This is a genomic window from Rhizobium brockwellii (assembly GCF_000769405.2).
In the GTDB taxonomy this organism is placed as follows: Bacteria; Pseudomonadota; Alphaproteobacteria; order Rhizobiales; family Rhizobiaceae; genus Rhizobium; species Rhizobium brockwellii.
Genome location: NZ_CP053439.1, coordinates 1,499,514 through 1,520,482, shown reverse-complemented (window position 1 = coordinate 1,520,482; position 20,969 = coordinate 1,499,514). Strand labels below are relative to the sequence as shown.

Here is a 20,969-nt window from a genome sequence, read left to right as displayed (position 1 = left end):
CTAGTGAGTTTACTCCGCTGCAGTCCCGATGACACCACGCTTGATCTGATCGGCCTCGATCGACTCGAAAAGCGCCCGGAAGTTGCCTTCGCCGAAGCCTTCGTCGCCCTTGCGCTGGATGAATTCGAAGAAGATCGGGCCGATGACGGTCTTGGAGAAGATCTGCAGCAGGATTTTCGTCATGCCGCCATTCACCACACCTTCGCCATCGATGAGGATGCCGTGCTTCTTCATGCGTTCGACAGGTTCACTATGGCCGTTCACGCGCTCATAGGACATATCGTAATAGGTCTCCGGCGGACCCGGCATGAAGCGCAAGCCGTTGTCGGCAAGCCTGTCGGTGGCGTCGTAAATATCCTCCGTTCCAACGGCGATGTGCTGAATGCCTTCGCCCTTGTACTTCTTCAGATATTCCTCGATCTGGCTGGTGTCGTCCTTCGATTCATTCAACGGAATGCGGATTTTGCCACAGGGCGAGGTGATGGCGCGGCTCACCAGACCGGTGATGCGCCCATCGATATCGAAGAAGTGGATCTGCTTGAAATTGAACAGGTTGCGGTAAAAATCCCACCACTTGTCCATGTTGCCGCGGAAGACGTTGTGCGTCAGATGGTCGAGATAATAGAAGCCGATCCCCTGGGGATTCGGGTTGCTCTCGCCAAGCCAGTCGAACTCGGCCTCGTAGGCCGATCCCTTGGCACCATAGGTCTCGACGAAATAGAGCAGCGAGCCGCCGATGCCGACAATCGCCGGGACGTCGAGCATCTTGTCATCCCCTTGATAGGGAACAGCGCCTTTTGACACCGCGTGGTCGAAAGCGTGCTTGGCGTCGACGACGCGCCAGGCCATCGATGGGGCGCAGGGACCATGATTTGCGACGAAACGCGCGGCGTGGCTGCCGGGTTCGGCGTTCAGGACATAGTTGATGTCACCCTGGCGCCAGACGGTGATGTCTTTCGTCTTGTGCCTGGCGACCGCAACATAGCCCATGCGCGTGAAGAGCTCGCGCAGCGTCTCGGGCTCAGGATGGGCGAACTCTACGAATTCGAAGCCGTCGGTACCGGCCGGATTGTCGGCGGTGATTTCCGAGGGCGGCGCGTCATGCGGGAAAGGACCCATTTTCTTTCCTCCAGAGGAGATTGCATTTGATACGCAAAGTGTGGCCCAAAACGCGTGCAAAGTTCTTGCAATCTTTATGCTCCAGGAAGAGATTATGCACGATCCGTGAGTGTTTTGGAGATTTCGTGCAATGGATGAACCGCTCGACAAATTGGATCTGCGCCTGCTCCAGGAACTTCAAAAAGACGGCAGGCTGACGAACAACGAGTTGGGCGAGCGGATCGCGCTTTCACCATCGCAATGCTCGCGCCGGCGGACGAGACTGGAGGCTGAAGGATATATCCGCAGCTACCGCGCTTACCTCGATCGGCAGAAGCTGGGCCTCGATATGCTGGTGGTCATTTCCGTGACGCTTGCGACCCACAACAGAGACAATGCCCGCCGATTTTCGCAGCTGATCAACGGACTGCCGGAAGTTCTCGAAGCCTATGCGCTGACCGGTGAAATGGATTATCACCTGACGGTGGCGACCCGCGGGCTCGCCGACCTCTCCAAATTCGTCAACGACGTGCTGTTGCCCCATGAGTCGGTGCAGCACGTGAAGACGTCGATCGTCCTCGACACGCTGAAGACATTCGAAGGCTTTCCAGTGCTCATGCCGGGCCATTGACATGGCGACAGCACTCGATGATTCCGCTGCCTCGTGCGGCGATAAACGTCACATCACCCTTTTTACGCAATTCCGGACGGAAAACCGCTTCACACTTTTCCTGGAATTGCTTTAGATCGGCAGTTCGGTCGAGAATTTCAGCTCGCGCAGCACAAAGCTCGAGACGACCGTGCGCACATGCGGGTTGCGCATCAGATAGCGGGTCATGAACGCTTCGTAGCTTTCCACGTCGCTTGCCCTTATCTTCAGCATATAGTCGAAGGCGCCCGACAAGGCGTAACACTCCATGATCTCCGGCCGCTCCAACACCATCGAAGCGAAAGATGCGACTGCCTCCTCATGGTGATCCTCCAGCGTGACATGCGCGATGACGCAGAGCTTGAGATCGAGTTTTCCAGGATCAAGCAATGTCACACGCTTGCGGATGACGCCGTCGGCTTCCAGTTCCTGGATCTTCCGCCAGGCCGAGCTCTGCGACATGCCGGCCTTTTCCGCCAGGTCGGCCAGCGAAAGGCTGCCGTCGGCCTGGACGAGCTGCAGAAGCTTACGGCGAAAGTTCCCAGGTTCTTTCATTTTTTGCATCTCATTCGGGAATATTTGCCACCATTATGGCGATAGCCAGCATGAAAGAAAAGAAAATCCTCCAAACCCGGATCATAATGGCAGGAATAGCGCCCTGCGTGGGAGGATCAGCCTATGACCAAGGAAAGCAGTTACACCGCCAAACTGGCCGGCCCGGACGGTTTGTACGACTACACCCCGGATGAAGATGTTATCTGGGGTGAACTCTACCGGCGTCAGATGACGCTGCTTTCCGATACCGCCTGCCGCGAGTATCTGGACGGCGTCAAAATGCTGGGGCTGAAACCCGATAAGGTGCCTCAGCTTCTCGACGTCAACAGACGCCTGAACGAGACCACCGGCTTTGGCGTCGAAGGCGTGCCGGCGCTCATTCCGCCCTCGCGCTTTTACGAGCTTCTGTCGCAAGGCAAATTCCCGCTAGCAACTTTCCTCCGCCGTCGCGAGCATATCGACTATATCGAGGAACCGGACCTGTTCCACGAGGTTTTCGGCCACTGCCCCATGCTCACCAACCAGAGTTACGCCAATTTCGTCCGGCATTTCGGCGAAACCGCCGTCCGCCTCGGCAAGGGCTATTCATGGCACCTGTTCCGGATCTTCTGGTTCACCGTCGAATTCGGCCTGATCAATACGCCGCAAGGCCGCCGCTGCTTCGGCGCGGGCATCGTCTCATCTCCCAGCGAAGCGAAGGCGGCAATGGAGGGCAAGGCTTGCGAATTCCGGCGGTTCGATCTGCTGAGCGTTCTCAGGACGCCCTACCGGATCGATATCCTTCAGCCGATCTATTATGTCATCGACGGCTTCGCCGATCTTGAAGCGATCGTGGATCAGGATATCGAGGCCACGATCCTCAAGGCAAAATCGCTGGGTGATTTCGCCCCGGCTTTCGAAGCCAAAGCGTCGTGAGTTGCGGATGACAGGCCGGGACGATCAGCTGCCTAAGACGCGTTTTCGTGGTCGCAAATCAAAGGGCTTGCGACCACGCATCCTGCATTTGTCAGCCTGGCCACCTCAGTCGTCACTCACGCAGCATTCGAACCGGCCGTAGACTGCTTGGCAAGCAGTTCGACGAGGGCCTGCGCCCCGGCAGTCGAAGAAGCCGGGTTCTGTCCGGTGATCAACCGGCCGTCCGTAATGGCGAAGCTCTGCCAGTTCGGCGCTTTTTCATAAAGTCCGCCGAGCCGCTTCAATTCATCTTCGACCAGGAACGGCACGACGTCCGTGAGCTGAACCTCTTCCTCTTCGCTATTTGCGAATCCTGTGACGCGTTTTCCTTTGACGATCGGCGCGCCCTTGTAGGTCACCCGATGCAGAACAGCAGGTGCGTGGCAGACCGCCGCGACCGGCTTCCCGGAATTATAAAAGGACTCAATCAGGGAGATTGAGTCCGTGTTGTCGACCAGGTCCCACATCGGTCCGTGGCCGCCCGGATAGAACACGGCGTCGAAGTTCTCGGAGCGCATATCGCTTAGCTTCTCTGTCGTCGCGAACACTCTCTGTGCTGCCGGATCCTGCTTGAACCGCGCCATGGGCAGCGTCTGGTTTTCCGGCAGGTCGCTCTTCGGATCGACCGGCGGCTGGCCGCCCTTCGGAGAAGCGAGTGTCAGTTCAACGCCCGCATCACGAAACACGTAATAGGGGGCCGCGCCCTCCTCGAGCCAGAACCCGGTTTTTCGCCCGGTCTTGCCAAGAATATCGTGGGACGTAAACACCATCAGGATCTTCATCTGTGCACTCCTTCTTTGTTCGACCGCAGTCAAAGCCGGCTGCGTGAGAGTAAATATGTCAAGTTTCCCACCCCGCCACAGTTGCACCTTGGTATCGGCGATACCTTAGTGTTGGTTGCCCTGTGCGCTGCCTGCATTCATGGCAACAACGTTCGCTTTCCCGCAGGACGGCCGAGGGAACCGCGTGGCGATCGAGACCGCGAGGAGGCGACGGTCGCAAAAGCTCTATCGGCTCTCCCCGAAGATCAGTCTTTGGTAGTCGGCAAGCATCTTGGGGTCCTCGACGGAACCGTGATGGTGGAGTTGCCGCCAAAGACCATTTGTTCGAATGAACCAGCGTGTCGTGCGGAAAGCGACATCGAGCGTCTCCTTAAGCGTCTCGCATTGGCCTCGTTCACGACCGACAAAGAGGTGCCAGTCTTCGCCGCCCTGGCTCGTGAAGTCGTGGAAAGTCACCTGCACCTTCGCATGACCTTCGAAGAGCTTGGAGTACCCTTCGGCAATCGCACCCCACCCGCGTCTGATTCCACCGATAGGATTATCCATGCTCGGGGCCTCACCCTCGACCCAGATGGCTTCCAGCGCCGGCATGTCGGCGGTGTTGAACGCACTGTAGAAGTCTTTCAGCGCGTCGAGGGGATCACCATTGCCAGCCCTCGGCTCTTTTCCCGTGATCTCAATGAAATGTCTCTGCTGCATGTCGTGACCTCTTTCCGTTTGATTTCAAGGGAGCGCCAGCTGGGGTGGGCTCGCCGAGGATGAGGAAAGGGAAATGCGGATTCCATTGTACGATGGTGTCGGCAACCGCGCGCGTTCGATTTCTGCTGCAATGATCGGCGGCCGGTTTCGCCAGCCGACCCAAAGGTATCGGCGACACCTTCGTACAATAGGCGGGAACCGCTTTTGGCGCGATGGTCTTGGCAGAACGGATCACGGAAGCGTCGAAACCGTTCCCGGCCGAAGGCCGGTAACAGCACAAGAATCTGGCGATCGAGCGGGCACCCGCGGCCTTTGGCGGCAGGGACTGGTCGATGCGTGCGGCAACGGAGGCGGAAATGAGCGTGCACAAGACTGTGGTGATCACCGGGGCATCCCAAGGGATTGGCGCCGGGCTGGTGAAGAGCTTCCTCGACAGGGGATACAACGTCGTCGGGACATCGAGACGCATCGGCGAGACGACAGCATTCGAGCGCACGGACCGGCTGGCGTTGGTCGATGGCGATGTCGCCGACCCGAAGACCGCGGAGCGTGTGGCGCAGCAGGCCGTCGAAAAATTCGGTTCGATCGACGCGCTTGTCAACAATGCAGGCGTTTTCCTCACCAAGCCCTTTCTCGATTTTACGATCGACGACTACCGGCGCCTCTCCGCGACGAATGTCGAAGGGTTCATCCATTTCACGCAGCAAGCCGTCAGGCAGATGCAACGTCAGAAGTCCGGAGGAAGCGTCGTCACCATTACGTCGTCGCTGACGGACCACCCCATTGCCGGCGTGATGGCATCGGTCGCCATGATCACGAAAGGCGGCCTCAATGCGATCACCAAGAACCTTGCGATGGAATTCGCCAGGGACAATATCCGCATAAATGCGGTGTCGCCGGGCGTCGTCGATACGCCGCTGCATGCAACGAATCCTAGAGACTTTCTCAAGTCCCTTTCGCCGATGGGAACGATCACGGCCATCCAGGAGATCGTCGACGGCGTTGTGTATCTGACCGAGGCCGCGAATATCACTGGGGAGGTGCTGCACGTCGACAACGGCGCACATCTCGGGAAATGGTAGCCCGTGACGCGGAGGCGCGCCTGGCGGAACTCGCCATTACCCTCCCTTCCCCGCCGACGCCTTTCGGCGCCTATGTCGAGGCAATCCAGTCAGGGCCGCTATTGTTCCTCAGCGGCATGCTTCCAGTGGTTGGCCACGATCCCGTCTACTTCGGACGCGTCGGTGAAGAGCTTTCGATCCTGGAAGGCTATGATGCCGCACGCACCGCATGCCTCAGCGGCCTCGCCGCCGCCAGGTCGCACTTGGGATCGCTGAACCGGGTTCGCCGGGTCGCGAAGCTCGGCGTCTACATCGCGGCGCCTGACAAGTTCCGCGAACATCCGAAAGTGGCAGACGGAGCCTCAGAGCTCCTGCTCGATATCTTCGGAGCGGAAAGGATTCCGCCACGCGTCGTTCTCGGCGTCTCCAGCATCCCGCTGGGAATGCCGGTCGAAATCGAACTCGTCCTCGAGATCGAACCCTAGATCAGGATGATTTTAGGCCCGATCGGCCTAAAATCTGAATCCTGATCCAAATCAAAGAAATAGAGCATGATGTCGTCCGAAAACCGCGCACACTTTTCGGCATCATGCTCTAGCGAAGAGTTTCGCTGTCCCACCCTCGATATGGAGACTATCATGAAGATCAGATCATCGGAAAGGTTCCAGTCCCAGCTGGTTCCGGGCATCGTCGCCCTCTCGTCCAAGTTCCTTACAGCCGCGACGCTCGTGATGCTCCCGGCACTTGCGCTCGCCGGTCAGTCGCCGGCTCCTGTCAAGGCTGACAGTACGGCTCAATCGAAGCCGGCATCCGACACCGCGCAAAAGTCCGAGGTCAAAGTTGACAAGAGGACGCCGGCCTACTGGCGGGTCACATTCGACAACCCTCCATTCAACATCTTTGGTCCGGAGACCATTCCGCAGCTCGAAAAAGTCATTGCCGACATCGAGACGGATCCAGGCCTTCGGGTCGTCGTGTTCGACAGTGACGTGCCGGGCTTCTTCCTGACGCATTACAACTTCACGCCACCTCTGGAGGAGTCGACAAGCCTTCCGTCGGGGCGCACCGGCCTTCATCCTCTTCCGGACATGCTGGTGCGATTGAGCAAGGCGCCGGTCGTATCCATCGCGTTGATCCGAGGACGGGCCACGGGAGTCGGAAGTGAACTCGCCCTGGCGAGCGACATGCGTTTTGCCAGCCGAGAAAAGGCCATCCTGTCACAATGGGAAGTCGGCGCTGGCTTCGTTCCGGGCGGCGGTCCGATGGCACGCCTTCCCAGACTCATGGGCAGAGGGCGCGCGCTTGAAGTGCTGCTCGGATCGGACGACGTCAATGGCGACCTTGCGGAGCAGTACGGTTACGTCAACCGTTCGTTCCCTGACGACAAACTCGATCCGTTCGTCGACGCTCTGGCGAAGCGGATCTCCGGTTTCGACCGGCAGGCCATCGCGGATACGAAACGACTTGTCGACTTCGCCAGCCTTCCGTCCGACCCCGAGATTGGCGCCGGCTGGGACGCCTTCATCAGCTCGGTCCAGCGGCCCGTCGCGCAGAAGAATATCGGGCGGTTGATGGGCATAGGCCTGCAGACGAATTCCGACATCGAATCGAGGCTCGGCCACTACACGCAGACCTTGGCCGACAAGTAGGCCGAAGAGGTGCCCATGCGTGAACAGCAGGTCTCGCGGGCACCTACGGTGTCTGCTGTAGCGAGTGGCCTGGTAATGCCGGAGAATCCGCTTCGCGCGTATCGCAGGCCTCGACCTGCGGCCGCGCCCGTCAGATGAACAATGGAGAGACGACATGCGCAGTGTTGAGACCCAGATCGTTGATTCAAGCTTTTCCGCAATCATCAACGCGCCGATCGAGAAGGTCGACATCCCCCAGTGGTGCTTCACCTTATCCGAGAAGGATTACCAGGGCTGCTCTCCAGCCCACATCGCGGCCGGCTTCACGAAGGCGCCGGACGGCAGGCGGATGTCAATCAACGTCGAGACCATTGGAGGCAGCCTTATGGTCCAACACTACGTCGAGACGCTGGCTGAGAAGGATCACCTGATCCTCGACTCTGACTCGGATGTGTTCACGCCGTCGGGCCGCACGACCATCCACGTGACCTGGGAGTTGAGCGTCAAGAAGATCGACGAGGCGAGGTGCGAATTCACCAACCGCGTCAGGTCCTACGCGACGGACGAGATGCTCGCCTTCCTCGACCGCCAGGGAATTCCATTCGACATATTCCGAACGCAGCGCCAGCCGATGTCCATCGCGCACAATAAGGGCGAGACACCGCTCTTCGCCGCGAACATCGAGCGCGCTGCGCTCGGTGAGATCTGATCATCGAAGCGGTCCCCGCCGCACGGAGAACACCATGACACCCTTGTCCTATGATCCTGACAACACCGGCTTGGTGGTGGTCGACCCCTATAACGATTTCATCTCCGAGGGCGGCAAAATCTGGCCTCGTATCAAGGACGTTGCGGAAGCGAACAACTGCGTTCCGCACATGCTCGAAGTTCTGACAACCGCACGCGCTGCGAAATTTCGCGTATTCTTCGCCATGCATCACCGGTTTCGCGAGGGAGACTACGAGAATTGGAAATACCTCGCTCCCATACAACGGGCAGCTTGGCACCGCAGGAGTTTCGAGTACGGCACCTGGGGCGGCGAATTCCGCGCCGAGTTCGTTCCGGCGCCAGGTGAGATCGTCGCGTCGGAACACTGGTGCTCAAGCGGCTTTGCCAACACCGATCTCGATCTGGAACTGAAGCGGCACAGCATCCAGAGGATTATCGTCATCGGCCTGGTCGCCCATACCTGTATCGAAGCCACGGTCCGCTTTGCGGCCGAACTCGGTTATGACGTCACAGTGGTCAGAGACGCAGTTGCGGACTACTCGGACGAGATGATGCACGCGGCTCTGGAAATCAACATGCCCAACTACGCCAGTGCGATCGTGACCACGCATGACATCGTGGCCGCTCTTGCGGTTTGACCAACGGCTGATGTCGTGATGCCCTTCGCCTTTGTCTTCTGCCGATAGGAACAGTGGGTTGCGGGTTCTATCCGATCCGAACCCTGCCTCGCCGATACCATCAGACAACAGACGCAGCTGATCGGCCGCCTTATCGTCCCGCCACAACCTAGTGAAGCAACCGATCCAAGGAGAAACAACGTGACCATCCAAGAGCGCAACGTAGCCGTTACGAACGGACTGTCAGACAAAGTCGACATGAAGCTCGAAGTTGTTGTTATTCCGGTGTCCGACGTCGACCGGGCAAAGAGTTTCTATACAGGTCTCGGCTGGAGGCTGGATGCCGACGTATCTGGCGAGGGCGGCTTTCGGGTCGTTCAGGTCACTCCCCCTGGTTCGCCATGTTCCGTCATTTTTGGCAGTGGCCTCACGTCCGCGGACCCAGGTTCCGCGCAGGGGCTCCACCTCATCGTCTCCGACATCGAGACGGCGCGGACCGCCGTTGCTTCGCGTGGCGCCAAAGTAAGCGGCGTCTTCCACGACGAGGGTGGCGTATTCCACCACAAGAACGATGAAGGCCGCCTCGCAGGTCCCCACCCCTCGCGCAGCAGCTATTCCTCTTTCGCATCCTTCTCCGATCCGGATGGCAACGGTTGGGTGTTCCAGGAGGTGACCGCACGCCTTCCCGGACGCATCGAAGCAACCGGCGCCTTGTTTGCCTCTGCAAGCGATCTCGCCAACGCTCTAAAGAGGGCTGCTGCCGCACACGGCGAGCATGAGAAACGCGACGGCGGCCGCCACGATGAAGCCTGGCCCGATTGGTACGCTGAATACATGGTCGCCGAGCAGTCCGGATCTACGTTGCCCGCGTAGGTTGAGGGGAGCCTCGCCAAACGGAGCTCTTCCCAGACAAGTGGGACGTGAGGCCCTTTGAACGCGATTTGGAGAGTGAGCGACCTGCGGAAGGGCGACAATGAGCGCCGACCGATCAGAACCCGACGGCATGCCTCGACGTGAACGTGCTCAAGCATTCCGCGATGAAACGCCTCGGCTACTCGAAATATGTTGCCCAAGGCGGCGATTGGGGTGACGCCGTGACTGAGCAGATGGCGCTGATCGCCCCGCCGGAACTGGTCGGCATTCACGTCAATATGCCCGCCACTGTCCCGGACGACATCGCGGCCGCTCTACGGCCGGGAGGCGCCAAGCCTGCCGGACTATCAGCCGACGAGGAACACGCCTACAACCAGCTCGACGACTTCTATAAACATGGCCTCGGCTACGCGATTGAAATGGCAAACCGTCCGCAGACCTTGATCGGCATTGCGGATTCACCCGTTGGCCTTGCCGCATGGATGATTGATCACGACATCCGAAGTTATGAGCTGATCGCCCGCGTATTCGACGGCGAGGCGGCAGGCCTGACGCGAGACGACATCCTTGACAACGTGACCCTTTACTGGCTCACGAACACGGCCGTCTCATCGGCACGCCTTTACTGGGAGAATAAGCTTGAATTCTTCGCCGTGAAGAACGTCAAGATTCCGGTTGCGGTCAGCGTGTTTCCCGACGAAATCTATGCCGCGCCGTGCAGCTGGACGGAGCGGGCCTATCCCAATCTGATTCACTACAACAGGCTCGCGAAGGGAGGGCACTTCGCGGCGTGGGAGCAGACGAAGGTGCTCTGTGAAGAGCTCCGGACTGCGTTCCGCGCAGTGAGAGCCTAAGCGCGTTTCAGCCGCCTGCATGGTCGCCGGTCTCCCGGCGGCCTTGCTCCTTGCGTTGGTTGCGGGGTGGCTGCGGCAGTGTTGCCGGCTTTTGGTTCAACCTAGCCCCTCAATCAGGATCTTTGCTCGTGACAGTTTGGCGCTGGAAAACCCTTCCGTGAACTGCTCGTAGATCGGAAGGAGGATGCCGCGAGCCGAGCAGCGTTCACCATTCCCATCGAGGAACTCAACGAGGCTGTTGCCTGCTGCAATTTGCCAATAGATACCGCCTTGTGCCGAGGCCTGTTGCATCGCCTGCCGGAATAGGTTCTTGACCAAAAAGGCATCGCTGGTGTTCTGAGCTGCCAATATCTCCCCCTTCCTTCTCAGGATCTCGGGCACCATCCAGCGGTAGCCCTTGTCCTTTGAGAAATGAAAAGCATTTTCGATTTCCTGAAGGCCCTCATCGAAACGGCCCGTGGCCTGCATCGCGGACGCGAGCTCGCACAGGAAAAAGGGATAGAATAGCAGGTATGCTGCTTCACGCATGTCGCCGAGGCCAGATCGAAGTGCATCGATCCCATCTCTGGGCTTGCCTGCCCTGGACGCCAGACTGCCCGTGACGCACAAGCCCACCGCGTGAAAAGGGCGCAGGCCATGCTGGAATGCGTGATCGAGCAATTCCTCGCCGTACTCTTTGGCTCGATGCACTTCGTCAAGGCTAAGCGAAACGAAGGCAGCCGCCCATGCAAGAGCGACACATAGGACGAAGGGCTGCCGTGTTTCGCGTGCTTCCCGGATGGAGTCCTCTGCGGTTCGAACCGCCGTATCCAATTGCCCCCGTGAGACCAGGTTCACTGTATTGTGGGCCAAGGACGACGTCCGAACGTCTGCTCCTAGCCTCAGCATATCCTTGCGGCGATTGTCGAAGGGAAAGTGCCTCGCCGCCCATTCAAGGCGCTCGCCAGCTTCCTGGTGCTCCGCCTGGTAGGTCTGAGGGATTCCCACGAGCCATGCGGCCGTAGCCCGCGACTGTAGATCTCGCCCCTTGGCTACCTGCTCGTATTCTCGAGCGAAAGCCAGCGCGTCTTCCAATTCCATCGATCGGGCGGAAAAGAGCCATAGAGCGCATGTCACCCGCTGCTGGTAGTCAAAGTCATCGAATTCTTTCGCCAGCTGGAGGGCGCCCGTCAGCACTTCCCTGCCGCGATGGCTCATGCCCTGGGTATAGATCAGCGCAAATCCCAGGGCACATCGCAGGACCATCTCCGTACGGCTCCCGCTCTCTTCTCCGATATATTCGAGCGCCTTTTGCGCCCAGTCGCCAGCTTCGGAAACAAGCGATATGGCCGTCCAGAAATCGCTCGTGGTGGCGGCGAGTCTTGCGCCCAGAACTCCGTCCCCGTCGGGCGAGAGAGCCCATCTCAACGCGGCACGCACATTGTCGATTTCCCGGCGATAGCGGCCAATTTCTTCGATCGCGGCCTGAAGATGACGCTCCTCCGAAAACGGGCGAAAGAACGAAAGAAAATACTTCGTCAGCCTGCGCATGGTGCGTTGGTAATGTTCGCGATCCCCGAGCTTTTCGAGCGCGTAAGCGCGCACCGTTTCGAGTAGACGCCAGCGAGGACCTGTTTCCGCCCCCTCGAATGTCACCAGCGACTTCGAGACAAGATTGGAGATTCCGAGGGCCGTTTCCGCCTCGGCTTCCCCACTGACCGCCACGGCGGCGTCCAAGGTAAAGCCGGCCGGGAATATCGCCAGATTGCGAAGAAGCTGGCGTTCGGTTTCCGGCAACAATTCATAGCTCCAGTCCAGCGCCGCACGTAACGTCTGGTGACGAGGCAGAGCCGTCCTGCGTCCGCCGGTAAGGAGTACAAAGCGATCGTCCAATCGGCCGGCGATCTGTTGGATGCCAAGGGTCGCAGCGCGTGCGGCGGCAAATTCTATGGCAAGTGGGATGCCGTCCAGATGCCGACATATTGCGGCGATAGCGGACAGCTTCTCCTGGCTTGGCGCGAAATCCCACAGCAAGGCGCGGGTGCGGGCGATGAAGAGCTGGACCGCGCTGTGTTCCAGGGCGTTGCCGACGTCCTCGCTCGCAGGAACCTCGAGCGGAGGTACGCGATAGGCGAATTCTCCTTCGATACGCAGAAGCTCTCGACTTGTCGCGAGCACCGATACGTTCCGGCAAGCGCGCACGATCGCCTCGACCATCGCAGCGGCCGCGTCGATGACATGTTCGCAGTTATCAATGACCAACAACATCTTCCTCGCTCCGATGGCTCGCGCCACCAGATCGGCGGAAATCTCATCTCCTTGAAGATGCAAATCCAGCGTTTGAGCCAGGGTGGTCGGAACGAGGTCTGGATCAGACAGGGATACAAGTTCGACGAAGAAGGCGTCACCATTGAGCGATGGTAGCAAGTGGCGGGCGATTTCCGACGCAAGCACCGTCTTTCCGATACCGCCTGGGCCAGTCAGAGTCACAACACGGTAAGCAGAAATAAGGTTCAGAACCTGGGCGATGGTCGTCTGCCGGCCTACCAGATCCGACATTGAGGCAGGAATGTTCGTAAAAAATGAACTCTCGGTCGATCGCAAGCGCATGGGAGGCGCCGGTGCCCGAGTGTTTGCTGGTTCGCCGTGGCACGTCCAATCACCGAGAATCCGATAGCCTCGGCCCGAGATGGTCTTCAGCAAGTTCCTATCCTTGCCGAGCGCCTTGCGAATGGCCGATATGTGAACTTGAATCGTATTGTCCTCGACAACGAGTCCTGGCCAGACCCGCTTCATAAGCTCGTCTTTGGATACGATTTCGCCGGCCGAAACGATAAGCGTTTCCAGGATTTCGAAGGCCCGACTACCGATCGGGACCGGGGCTCCCAAAGCACGCAGCTCTCGCTTCGCGAGATCGAGCTCCCAACCGCAGCACTCGAATAGGCCTAACTCGATCTGTCCCAAAGCGATCCGACCTCATTCGTCGAAACCATAATAATTTAGGGGCTATCAAATCACAAGCACGCGACTTACTCCAGGAGCACCGAAGCGTCCCATAAGCAGTACTTCAGGATTTTTCAGATTCTCTCATACCGCTTAAGTGGCGTTGCGTGTCACCGTTCTCTAAAAGAAATGCCAGCAGCATAGCGCGATCGACAACAGTCGGACGCAAGTACAATCCATTTCCAAGATCTTTGCACCGCAGAAGTTCTCACTCCCAGATAAAGGAGAATGGCAATGTACATTGGAAACTCTCTACAGGACCCGCCGCGCAAAGCAGAAAAATGCGCGTCAGACGATCCGACAGTGATCGTTTTGAGCGACGATGATGCTCTTCGTTCGGCCTTGCAAGCTAACATCCGCTCGCGGGGATGGCGACCGGATCTCTACGGTTCGACAATCGAATTCCTGAAACGCCCACGAGCGGACTTTCTCGGGTGCATCGTTCTCGACGCAAGTCTGACTGATCTGACCGCCCCTGATCTGACACACCTTATTTGTCTGCATGCAGTCCGTTGCCCGGTGATTGTTGTCACAGGTCATGGCGGTCCGGCGATGACCGTAAACGCAACGAAATTTCGGGTTATCTTCGTGCCAAGACCCTGCGACCTAAACGCTCTCGCGGAGGAAATTCATGCGGCCATACAAGCCACAATGGAAATAGGTCGCCTCGAAGATTGCTACCGAACGCTAACACCGCGGGAGCGAGAGGTCATGAAGTTCGTCGCCGAGGGTCTACTGAACAAGCAGGTGGCGTTCGAATTAAACATCAGCGAGATTACGGTGAAGGCTCACCGCGGTCAGGTTATGAGGAAGATGAACGCCCGGACCTTGCCGCACCTGGTAAATATGGCAGCGAAACTCGATATTGGCGCTGGCCTTGCATTAGTGTGAGCTGACTGGCGGCCGCCAAGCGATTGCAAATGATCGTCGTCGAAGCGCCGCAGGCCACATCTGTCGACGACAAGTCGGAGAAAAGAGTGGGATCGCGACGTATTCCCCTCACTTCGGGGTGGCTGAACTTCGATTGACGAAGTCCACCAGCACACCGGGCTTGACCATGCCGGCCAGTTCTTCGGCGTCCCAATTCGTCAGCCGCACGCAACCGTGCGAGCCAACCTTGTCGATGAGCTTTGGCTCCGGTGTCCCATGTATCCCATAGGTCGGCTCGGTCAGGTCGATCCAGACCGTGCCGACCGGACCGTTCGGTCCTTTCGGGATTGTCAGAACCCTGTCGTTCTTTCCCTGTTTGAAGTTGCGCTTTGGGTCATACCGGTAGACCGGCATCCTTGCGACGCCCTTGACCTTGTGCTTGCCTGACGGCGCCGGATTGTCTTCGCTTCCGATCGTAGCGGGATAGACTGCCAGAAGCGATCCATCTTCGGCAAAGGCCAGCACCTGCCCCGTCTTCTTGTTGGCCTCGATCTTCTTGACCTTTCCTTCCCTTAGAGCACCGGGGGTCACGACCCACACCGTATCGCCGGGAGCAAACTGCGAAGCCGGGTTGAGCGCATTTACCAGATCGATACCCATGTGGAATCGCTCGGATAACTTCTCGGCAACGCTGGTATATCCCAAGCTCTCCATCTTCGCCTTCTCGCCATAGTCTTCAGGGATCTTGTCGACGAGGCCTTTGGCATCCTCTGCCGAGACGACATAGCTTTCAACGACTGGGGCAACGATGGCGGCATTGCCTTCAAGGCGGGAGGCGACCTCTGGATCCAGCCTCCCATCGACAGGAAGATTGTTCATCGCCTCGAAGCCGGCCACGGCCTTGTCGACGTTTTCGCCGGAGAGGCCATCGATCACGCCGGGAGACGAGCCTGCACGGTCGAGCAGGACCTGAAGGCGGACGATCGCCGGGTCTGGATCTCCCGGCGCAGGCTTCGCAGTCCCAATGGACGCAATCGACGCGGTATTGATTGCTTCGGGTCGGAGCTCCCGCGCGGCGGCACCGCCAACGGAGAAGGCCAGAGCGAGCAGCGACATCGGCAGGACTGTTTTCATGGACGACAAATGGCCGGCGCCGCAACTTGTTCCAGTGCGAACAGAGCCAGGCGGGTGTTCACGATGATTTCAATGTCCAGCCTCAGCAAATTCAGTACAACGGCCATTTGATCCGAAGGAGCTCGTGAATGCCGCGCGAGAGCGTCAATGACCTGATGGCTTTTCTGGCGGTCGCCCGAGAGAAGAGCTTTACGCGGGCGGCTGCAAAGCTGGGCGTGTCTCAATCGGCGCTCAGCCACGTTGTCCGCCAGCTTGAGACGCGGCTCGGAATCCGGCTTCTGACCCGTACCACGCGGGCCGTTTCGCTCACCGACGCTGGAGAACGGTTGTTCCAAGGCGTGGGGCCCCATTTCGACGAGATCGAGGCGCAACTCGAGACCATCACCGAGTTCAGGGAAAAGCCAGCCGGGAACATCCGCATCACGGCATCAGACCACGCAATAAGGTGGATCATCTGGCCGAAGCTCCAGCGCTTCCTACCGAACAACCCTGACATCAAGGTGGAGCTGATCCGCGAAAACGGGCTGTCCGACATCGTGACGGAGCGCTTCGACGGCGGCGTCCGGATGGGGGAGCAGGTGGCCAAAGACATGATCTCGACGCGCATTGGACCTGATTTCCCGTTTGCCGTCGTCGGCGCACCCTCATATTTCGAGGGCAAGGGGGTTCCGGAGCATCCGCAGGACCTCGTCCGCCACAACTGCATCAACCAGCGCCTGCCCACATATGGCGGCTTCTGGGCATGGGAGTTCGAAGATAACGGGAAAGAGATCAGGATCCGGGTCGAGGGACAGCTTGCCTTCAATAACTCCTATCAGAGTGTGGAAGCGGCGCTGGACGGACTTGGCCTGGCATACGTACCGGAAGACGTCGCTCTTCTTCATATCGCGGAGGGCCGTCTGAGACGCGTGCTGGAAGCCTTTTCGCCGCAATGGGATGGCTACCATCTCTACTATCCCAGCAGAAGGCAGTCCTCTCCAGCTTTCGTGGCGCTGGTGGACGCCCTGCGCCACCGAGCCTGACGATGGTCATCCTCTTTTCTACTGCGCCTGTTGAAGGGCTGCATATTCGATTTAACGCTTCATGGAAGGAAAACGCTGAGGCGCAGTGATCGGGTTCCGGTGGGGCGCCAGTTTGGCCGCCGCTGGCGACCCTTTCAGTGAATTGTCTTCGACCGCTTCTCGGCATGCGAAATGTCATCGAGCGTCGCGATCAGCTTCTCGAACTCGTTCAAGACCCGATGGAACTCGGCGTCCTGCATGTTGGCGATTTCCGATATCGTCGAGGACACGGACGCAATCAGCCTGTCGATCCAAACACAGTGTTCGGCCGGAACATTTCCAAGAGCCTCCTGCCGATGTGTCTTCAGTTCGCGGAGGATGCGAATGATAAGGGCTCCCCGGTCGGCCCTGCTCAAGAACGGAAGGCTTGCCTGTGCCTGCTGGATTTCTGTTATCAGCGCCGTTACCATCCCTGATCTCCAACACTCGAACACAACCGGGTATCACAACCGTTGCGTTTGTAACACGGACTTTGGTCTGGCCCATCAGCTTGGTGTAGCTTGATCCGCACCGCGCGACCACCGCCGATAATCAATTGCTCGTCGCAACGAGATCCGGCATGTCGCAGCTGCGCCGCGGTCCTTCCCATGGTTGATACGTATTGTCTTCCGGTCGATACGACTTGTAGCGAGCCGCGCACCGGGCTGCCGCTTGTGCATTCACGTTCGTGCCGACGCCTTCATCGGCCTCGGCCACAGTCGGCTGGAACGGCGAAGAGCATTCGCGGGTCTCACCGCTATAGGATCGATAGCTGTTGGTCGCGGGATTGAAAGAGCGATAATGTTCCCCACACCAGGCGAGATGCGCGGCCGAAATTCTGGGCTGCGGTGTCTGAAGTTCGGCTGGCGGGCGAGCCGAATCCGGCCTCGCCGCTGACGCCATGCTGGCCGACGCCGCGGTCACATAGCTGGAATAGAGAGGCGCAATTCGTTCATAGGGCTGCAGCCGAGGATCGACTTTCACCGGCGTCGTCGTCCATAGATCGCGCGCTGCGAGCTCCTTGAAGGCGTGATGTTCGGAATCCGCCACGACATAGGATGCGACGGATGCGGCAGCGACGCAGGCCGCGACCGAGCTTACGATGCCAAAGGCAACGGATGCGATGGCTTTCATTGTCCCGCCCCCTGCAGTTGAGCCTGTGGAACCCAGACACGGCCGGCGGCACTGCTATGTCGGCCGCCGGTGGCGACAAGTACGGCGAGAATGCCGGCGATCGCCAGCAGGATGGCGATCAGCGGCACGGCCAGACCACCGGATTTCTCTTCGGAATAAATCATGTTCCTCTCCTTGCTGGCGCTCCGGCGGCGGAGGTCGCCGCCGGGGGCATCGGCTGTTTTTGGCCGCACGACGACGCTGCCGTCGGTCGTGCGGCGGTTCCCGGACTTTGAGCGATGATTTCCGGATGGAGGACGCGGCAGGGGCCGCGCGAAGGATCAGATCACTTGATAACCTGGATCACCTTGCGGGATGACGGTTCGACGATGACACGTTCATCATTGACCATCGCGTAAGCATAAGTCGGGTCATCCGGAATAGGCGTTACGACAACCGTCTCCGGCAGGGGTTGACCGACGACAACCTTCTCCTTCACGACCACGCGCGCCGATGGTGCCGGAACCTCGCGGACATAGGTGACGACCTTCTGCGGCGGCGGATCGATCACGGTTCCAACGACTGCGCCGGCAACGCCGCCGACAGCAGCGCCAACGGGGCCGCCGACGATCGCCCCAGTGACTGCGCCACCGGCGGCACCGTTGACGGTCGAGGACTGGGCGAATGCAACGCCCGACATGAGAGTCGCGGCAGTTGCCGCACCGACGATAAGCTTGGAGATCATTTTCTCCTCCTTCTGTTTCGAGGCGGCCTTCGCGACCGCTGCCAACAAACTAGTTGAAGGCGGGGTCGTTCCACGGCCCCGACCTCAGTCTGATAGACCCCGGCCTTTGGTCCCAAACCTATGTCAAAACCCGTCGCCGGCGCTATTTCAGGATCGAAAGACCGCACACACGGGCTTACAGCGCCACGCGTCTTTTCAGACGCGTAAAGGTCGCTTTAACACTTTGAATTGCTGCATAATTTATCCTTAAGTCGATGCCGATTTGAGGAATTATGCAGGAGGCAGGAGACTGAAGGAGATGGCACGATCCAACCGCCGGGAAGCTGGACGCCGGCGCCTGGCGATGCGTTTGCCGCATATGCGGACGCTGATCATGGCAGCGCGCGACCCGTTGCAGCTCGAGCTCTTCGAGGCCTACCAGATGGCAGTCGAAGCGCGCGACACACTTCGAGGACGGCCATCCAATTCGAAGCTGGTACGGGAATACGACGAGACCTGCTTCGAGATCGAGCAGCACGTCATCCGCGCAATGCAAGAACCTTCCTATACGCAGCGCACGAACTGAATCCCTGCGCCGTCACACCTTGGCGGACAGAGCTTTGGAATTCCATTAGAAAAATCGCGCGATTGGTCCGCTAACGCTCGGCGACGATCGCCAACTCCAAGGCATAGGGCTCGAAGAGGATCGGCACGAGAAGGCTATCGTAAAATTCGGCGACACCTTCCTCGAACGGCTTGAGAGAAGCGATAGATGCGGCGCGGGCGCTGCCTTCGAAGTCCATGGAAATCATCACTCCCAAGCCTCCAAACCCAAGTCGGTCGGCCAGGAAATATGCCTGAATCTGCTGATGTATACGGGGCTCAGACCTTGGTCCTAACCTCCTCCGACCGAAGTCCCTGGGGTGGAACGCGCATCGGACTCGCGCCGTTTCGAACGATACTGAAGGAGATCCGAAGATGAGCCAGCGTCATAGATCCCGAGTGAATGGCGCCTGTAACGCGTCCGTCTTCGCACTAGTCATCGTTCTGGCCGCCCTTCTCTACGTCTTCGGCGCAGCCATATCCGGCGATACCGTCGGGTTGACCCAGAGCATAAGAGGCGCCGAGGTCTTCGACACCAGGAATGTGCCCTGACGCTGTTTGGAAAACTCTAAAGACGCGGTAGGTTAATCGGGCAGTCTCTTACCGGTATCAAAATGAATTGGCTTCGTCGCTGGAATGCCCGCTCACTCGCCTCGCAGTTCTTCATCGCGGGTGGGCTCATATCGATCGCCGCCATGTTCGTGGTGGGTTTATTTGTAAGCCACCTGATAGAGGAGGCTGTCATCCACAATTCAGGCGCAGCGACAGCGCTGTATGTAGACAGCGTGATCGCGCCGCTACTTCCCGATATGCAAACAGAGTCATTGCTTGATGAAGCGAGTGCACAAGCCCTGGACGAGACGCTCGGTCAAGGTGCACTCGGCAAGCGCCTTGTTTCGTTCAAATTGTGGCGAGGCGACGGCACCATCCTCTATTCCAACGAGAAGGAGCTGGTGGGCAGGAAGTTTGCGATAAGCGACAAGCTCCAGAGGGCATTCGCAGGATCTCTCGTCGCGCGCTACGAAATCGCCAGCGATCCGGAAAGCGACAAGGAGCGCGCGCTCGGCAAGCCGCTGATGGAGATCTATAACCCCGTGCTCCAGCCGTGGTCCGGACAAGCGGTCGCCGTCCTTGAATTCTACGAGACAGCAGAAGGACTGGGCGATAGTCTGGCCCATGCCAGGCTCCGGAGCTGGGGCGCCGTCACCGCTCTCACGGCGACTTTTTTTCTTGTTCTCTCCGTTCTGGTGTTTCGGGGTAGCCGCACGATCGAGGCGCAACGCAAGGATCTCAAAGAACGGGTCGATGAGCTGTCTGCGCTGCTGACGGAAAACCGCGGGCTCCAGCGCCGGCTGCAGCGCGCCTCCCAGCGGGCGGCAGCGCTGAACGAAACGTATTTGCGCAGCATCGGTGCAGATCTGCATGACGGTCCAGCCCAACACATTGCCTATGCCTCACTGCGCCTGGACAGCGACATGTTGATCAATGCGTCCACCCCGCCCGATGCGCGCGAAAAAGAGCTTGCCTGGATACGCTCGAGCCTTGCCGAGGCGATGACGGAGATCCGCAATATCTGCAGCGGACTGGTGCTTCCGCAGATCGAGAAATCCTCAATTACCGAGATCGTCACGCGGGTCATCGACGCGCATCAGCACAAGACCGAAAGCCATGTCGAAACTGTCATCGATGAGGATGGACCGGACCTTCCTCCCGCCGTGAAGATCTGTATCTACCGCTTCATTCAGGAAGCCTTGAACAACGCCTATCGCCACGGCGGCGGCGTTCAACAGGCTGTCAGGGCTGCCTCGCGCAAGGGTCATGTTCGTGTTGAAGTCAGCGATCACGGCGACGGCTTCGATCCGACCGAGGTGAGACCGACGAGCCTCGGCCTCGTGGGGTTGCGGGAGCGCGTCGACAGTCTGGGAGGATCCTTCGACATCAAGACAGGCGAAGGAGGAACCACCGTGACCATGATCTTCGAGCCAATGGAAGTGGGAGAGTAGC

23 protein-coding genes and 2 pseudogenes are annotated in these 20,969 nt (G+C 58.9%); 14 read left to right on the top strand and 11 right to left on the bottom strand.

From position 1 onward, the window contains the following. Positions 1-9: 9 nt before the first annotated feature. Positions 10-1,119, bottom strand: a complete 1,110-nt coding sequence (hppD, locus tag RLCC275e_RS07730; RefSeq protein ID WP_033179839.1) for a 4-hydroxyphenylpyruvate dioxygenase — start codon at positions 1,117-1,119, stop codon at positions 10-12. Positions 1,120-1,249: 130 nt separating this feature from the next. On the opposite strand from hppD, the gene RLCC275e_RS07725 reads away from it, so the two are divergent. Continuing rightward, positions 1,250-1,729, top strand: a complete 480-nt coding sequence (locus RLCC275e_RS07725; RefSeq protein WP_003558671.1) for an Lrp/AsnC family transcriptional regulator — start codon at positions 1,250-1,252, stop codon at positions 1,727-1,729. 111 nt (positions 1,730-1,840) lie between these two features. Here RLCC275e_RS07725 and RLCC275e_RS07720 read toward each other — a convergent pair whose 3' ends face one another. Then, positions 1,841-2,302 (bottom strand): Lrp/AsnC family transcriptional regulator, encoded by a 462-nt coding sequence (locus tag RLCC275e_RS07720; RefSeq protein ID WP_003558669.1) that lies wholly within the window; start codon positions 2,300-2,302, stop codon positions 1,841-1,843. Between the two features lie 123 nt (positions 2,303-2,425). Between RLCC275e_RS07720 and RLCC275e_RS07715 the strand changes: the two genes are divergently transcribed. Then, positions 2,426-3,217 carry a phenylalanine 4-monooxygenase gene (locus RLCC275e_RS07715; protein ID WP_033179838.1) on the top strand — a complete coding sequence of 264 codons (792 nt, stop codon included), beginning with the start codon at positions 2,426-2,428 and terminating at the stop codon, positions 3,215-3,217. A 116-nt stretch (positions 3,218-3,333) separates the two neighbouring features. On the opposite strand, the gene RLCC275e_RS07710 is transcribed toward RLCC275e_RS07715, so the two are convergent. Further along, on the bottom strand, positions 3,334-4,038 hold the full coding sequence (locus tag RLCC275e_RS07710; protein WP_033179837.1) for a type 1 glutamine amidotransferase domain-containing protein: 705 nt from the start codon (positions 4,036-4,038) through the stop codon (positions 3,334-3,336). A 225-nt stretch (positions 4,039-4,263) separates the two neighbouring features. Then, the gene (locus tag RLCC275e_RS07705) at positions 4,264-4,737 is read right to left on the bottom strand and encodes a YybH family protein (protein WP_033179836.1); all 474 of its coding nucleotides are present in this window, start codon (positions 4,735-4,737) and stop codon (positions 4,264-4,266) included. Positions 4,738-5,093: 356 nt separating this feature from the next. Between RLCC275e_RS07705 and RLCC275e_RS07700 the strand changes: the two genes are divergently transcribed. The 7 genes and pseudogenes from RLCC275e_RS07700 to RLCC275e_RS07670 all read left to right on the top strand — a co-directional run. Then, on the top strand, positions 5,094-5,819 hold the full coding sequence (locus tag RLCC275e_RS07700; protein WP_033179835.1) for an SDR family NAD(P)-dependent oxidoreductase: 726 nt from the start codon (positions 5,094-5,096) through the stop codon (positions 5,817-5,819). After that, positions 5,813-6,283: a RidA family protein gene (locus tag RLCC275e_RS07695; RefSeq protein ID WP_003558658.1), complete on the top strand. Its 471-nt coding sequence runs from the start codon at positions 5,813-5,815 to the stop codon at positions 6,281-6,283. The genes RLCC275e_RS07700 and RLCC275e_RS07695 overlap by 7 nt, the downstream gene beginning before the upstream one ends. A gap of 153 nt (positions 6,284-6,436) precedes the next feature. Next, positions 6,437-7,447 (top strand): enoyl-CoA hydratase/isomerase family protein, encoded by a 1,011-nt coding sequence (locus RLCC275e_RS07690; RefSeq protein WP_033179834.1) that lies wholly within the window; start codon positions 6,437-6,439, stop codon positions 7,445-7,447. A gap of 154 nt (positions 7,448-7,601) precedes the next feature. Next, positions 7,602-8,135, top strand: a complete 534-nt coding sequence (locus RLCC275e_RS07685) for a hypothetical protein (protein WP_033179833.1) — start codon at positions 7,602-7,604, stop codon at positions 8,133-8,135. A 34-nt stretch (positions 8,136-8,169) separates the two neighbouring features. After that, positions 8,170-8,793, top strand: a complete 624-nt coding sequence (locus tag RLCC275e_RS07680; RefSeq protein WP_033179832.1) for a cysteine hydrolase family protein — start codon at positions 8,170-8,172, stop codon at positions 8,791-8,793. 180 nt (positions 8,794-8,973) lie between these two features. Beyond that, on the top strand, positions 8,974-9,645 hold the full coding sequence (locus RLCC275e_RS07675) for a VOC family protein (RefSeq protein ID WP_033179831.1): 672 nt from the start codon (positions 8,974-8,976) through the stop codon (positions 9,643-9,645). A gap of 164 nt (positions 9,646-9,809) precedes the next feature. Continuing rightward, positions 9,810-10,499, top strand: a pseudogene (locus RLCC275e_RS07670) (epoxide hydrolase); the annotation flags it as partial. A 96-nt stretch (positions 10,500-10,595) separates the two neighbouring features. Here RLCC275e_RS07670 and RLCC275e_RS07665 read toward each other — a convergent pair. Continuing rightward, on the bottom strand, positions 10,596-13,442 hold the full coding sequence (locus tag RLCC275e_RS07665; protein WP_033179830.1) for an ATP-binding protein: 2,847 nt from the start codon (positions 13,440-13,442) through the stop codon (positions 10,596-10,598). Positions 13,443-13,715: 273 nt separating this feature from the next. On the opposite strand from RLCC275e_RS07665, the gene RLCC275e_RS07660 reads away from it, so the two are divergent. Beyond that, the gene (locus RLCC275e_RS07660; RefSeq protein ID WP_033179829.1) at positions 13,716-14,372 is read left to right on the top strand and encodes a response regulator transcription factor; all 657 of its coding nucleotides are present in this window, start codon (positions 13,716-13,718) and stop codon (positions 14,370-14,372) included. A 108-nt stretch (positions 14,373-14,480) separates the two neighbouring features. Here RLCC275e_RS07660 and RLCC275e_RS07655 read toward each other — a convergent pair whose 3' ends face one another. Then, entirely contained in the window at positions 14,481-15,494 is a 1,014-nt protein-coding gene (locus RLCC275e_RS07655; RefSeq protein WP_033179828.1) for a L,D-transpeptidase family protein, read from the bottom strand. 119 nt (positions 15,495-15,613) lie between these two features. Here RLCC275e_RS07655 and RLCC275e_RS07650 point away from each other — a divergent pair, with 119 nt between their 5' ends. Then, positions 15,614-16,507 (top strand): LysR family transcriptional regulator, encoded by an 894-nt coding sequence (locus tag RLCC275e_RS07650; protein ID WP_033179827.1) that lies wholly within the window; start codon positions 15,614-15,616, stop codon positions 16,505-16,507. Between the two features lie 134 nt (positions 16,508-16,641). Here the strand turns inward: RLCC275e_RS07650 and RLCC275e_RS07645 are convergent, their stop codons facing one another. From RLCC275e_RS07645 to RLCC275e_RS07630, 4 genes are all read right to left on the bottom strand, one after another. Next, positions 16,642-16,956 (bottom strand): hypothetical protein, encoded by a 315-nt coding sequence (locus RLCC275e_RS07645; protein ID WP_003558640.1) that lies wholly within the window; start codon positions 16,954-16,956, stop codon positions 16,642-16,644. Positions 16,957-17,077: 121 nt separating this feature from the next. Next, the gene (locus RLCC275e_RS07640) at positions 17,078-17,659 is read right to left on the bottom strand and encodes a BA14K family protein (protein ID WP_033179826.1); all 582 of its coding nucleotides are present in this window, start codon (positions 17,657-17,659) and stop codon (positions 17,078-17,080) included. Beyond that, on the bottom strand, positions 17,656-17,823 hold the full coding sequence (locus tag RLCC275e_RS07635) for a hypothetical protein (protein WP_165402792.1): 168 nt from the start codon (positions 17,821-17,823) through the stop codon (positions 17,656-17,658). The genes RLCC275e_RS07640 and RLCC275e_RS07635 overlap by 4 nt, the downstream gene beginning before the upstream one ends. Before the next feature lie 161 nt (positions 17,824-17,984). Beyond that, positions 17,985-18,383 carry a DUF1236 domain-containing protein gene (locus RLCC275e_RS07630; protein WP_033180634.1) on the bottom strand — a complete coding sequence of 133 codons (399 nt, stop codon included), beginning with the start codon at positions 18,381-18,383 and terminating at the stop codon, positions 17,985-17,987. 298 nt (positions 18,384-18,681) lie between these two features. On the opposite strand from RLCC275e_RS07630, the gene RLCC275e_RS07625 reads away from it, so the two are divergent. Then, positions 18,682-18,948, top strand: a complete 267-nt coding sequence (locus RLCC275e_RS07625) for a hypothetical protein (RefSeq protein ID WP_033179824.1) — start codon at positions 18,682-18,684, stop codon at positions 18,946-18,948. Between the two features lie 73 nt (positions 18,949-19,021). On the opposite strand, the pseudogene RLCC275e_RS07620 reads toward RLCC275e_RS07625, so the two are convergent. Beyond that, positions 19,022-19,174: pseudogene (locus RLCC275e_RS07620) on the bottom strand (ubiquinone biosynthesis methyltransferase UbiE); the annotation flags it as partial. A gap of 166 nt (positions 19,175-19,340) precedes the next feature. On the opposite strand from RLCC275e_RS07620, the gene RLCC275e_RS07615 reads away from it, so the two are divergent. Next, positions 19,341-19,517 carry a hypothetical protein gene (locus RLCC275e_RS07615; protein ID WP_033179823.1) on the top strand — a complete coding sequence of 59 codons (177 nt, stop codon included), beginning with the start codon at positions 19,341-19,343 and terminating at the stop codon, positions 19,515-19,517. 62 nt (positions 19,518-19,579) lie between these two features. Beyond that, positions 19,580-20,968: a sensor histidine kinase gene (locus tag RLCC275e_RS07610; RefSeq protein ID WP_033179822.1), complete on the top strand. Its 1,389-nt coding sequence runs from the start codon at positions 19,580-19,582 to the stop codon at positions 20,966-20,968. Position 20,969: the final 1 nt, after the last annotated feature.

Coding starts and splice junctions, on each gene's coding strand:
- hppD (WP_033179839.1), bottom strand. CDS start 1,119: ATGGGTCCTTTCCCGCATGACGCGCCGCCCTCGGAAATCACCGCCGAC.
- RLCC275e_RS07725 (WP_003558671.1), top strand. CDS start 1,250: ATGGATGAACCGCTCGACAAATTGGATCTGCGCCTGCTCCAGGAACTT.
- RLCC275e_RS07720 (WP_003558669.1), bottom strand. CDS start 2,302: ATGAAAGAACCTGGGAACTTTCGCCGTAAGCTTCTGCAGCTCGTCCAG.
- RLCC275e_RS07715 (WP_033179838.1), top strand. CDS start 2,426: ATGACCAAGGAAAGCAGTTACACCGCCAAACTGGCCGGCCCGGACGGT.
- RLCC275e_RS07710 (WP_033179837.1), bottom strand. CDS start 4,038: ATGAAGATCCTGATGGTGTTTACGTCCCACGATATTCTTGGCAAGACC.
- RLCC275e_RS07705 (WP_033179836.1), bottom strand. CDS start 4,737: ATGCAGCAGAGACATTTCATTGAGATCACGGGAAAAGAGCCGAGGGCT.
- RLCC275e_RS07700 (WP_033179835.1), top strand. CDS start 5,094: ATGAGCGTGCACAAGACTGTGGTGATCACCGGGGCATCCCAAGGGATT.
- RLCC275e_RS07695 (WP_003558658.1), top strand. CDS start 5,813: ATGGTAGCCCGTGACGCGGAGGCGCGCCTGGCGGAACTCGCCATTACC.
- RLCC275e_RS07690 (WP_033179834.1), top strand. CDS start 6,437: ATGAAGATCAGATCATCGGAAAGGTTCCAGTCCCAGCTGGTTCCGGGC.
- RLCC275e_RS07685 (WP_033179833.1), top strand. CDS start 7,602: ATGCGCAGTGTTGAGACCCAGATCGTTGATTCAAGCTTTTCCGCAATC.
- RLCC275e_RS07680 (WP_033179832.1), top strand. CDS start 8,170: ATGACACCCTTGTCCTATGATCCTGACAACACCGGCTTGGTGGTGGTC.
- RLCC275e_RS07660 (WP_033179829.1), top strand. CDS start 13,716: ATGTACATTGGAAACTCTCTACAGGACCCGCCGCGCAAAGCAGAAAAA.
- RLCC275e_RS07650 (WP_033179827.1), top strand. CDS start 15,614: ATGCCGCGCGAGAGCGTCAATGACCTGATGGCTTTTCTGGCGGTCGCC.
- RLCC275e_RS07645 (WP_003558640.1), bottom strand. CDS start 16,956: ATGGTAACGGCGCTGATAACAGAAATCCAGCAGGCACAGGCAAGCCTT.
- RLCC275e_RS07640 (WP_033179826.1), bottom strand. CDS start 17,659: ATGAAAGCCATCGCATCCGTTGCCTTTGGCATCGTAAGCTCGGTCGCG.
- RLCC275e_RS07635 (WP_165402792.1), bottom strand. CDS start 17,823: ATGATTTATTCCGAAGAGAAATCCGGTGGTCTGGCCGTGCCGCTGATC.
- RLCC275e_RS07630 (WP_033180634.1), bottom strand. CDS start 18,383: ATGATCTCCAAGCTTATCGTCGGTGCGGCAACTGCCGCGACTCTCATG.
- RLCC275e_RS07625 (WP_033179824.1), top strand. CDS start 18,682: ATGGCACGATCCAACCGCCGGGAAGCTGGACGCCGGCGCCTGGCGATG.
- RLCC275e_RS07615 (WP_033179823.1), top strand. CDS start 19,341: ATGAGCCAGCGTCATAGATCCCGAGTGAATGGCGCCTGTAACGCGTCC.
- RLCC275e_RS07610 (WP_033179822.1), top strand. CDS start 19,580: ATGAATTGGCTTCGTCGCTGGAATGCCCGCTCACTCGCCTCGCAGTTC.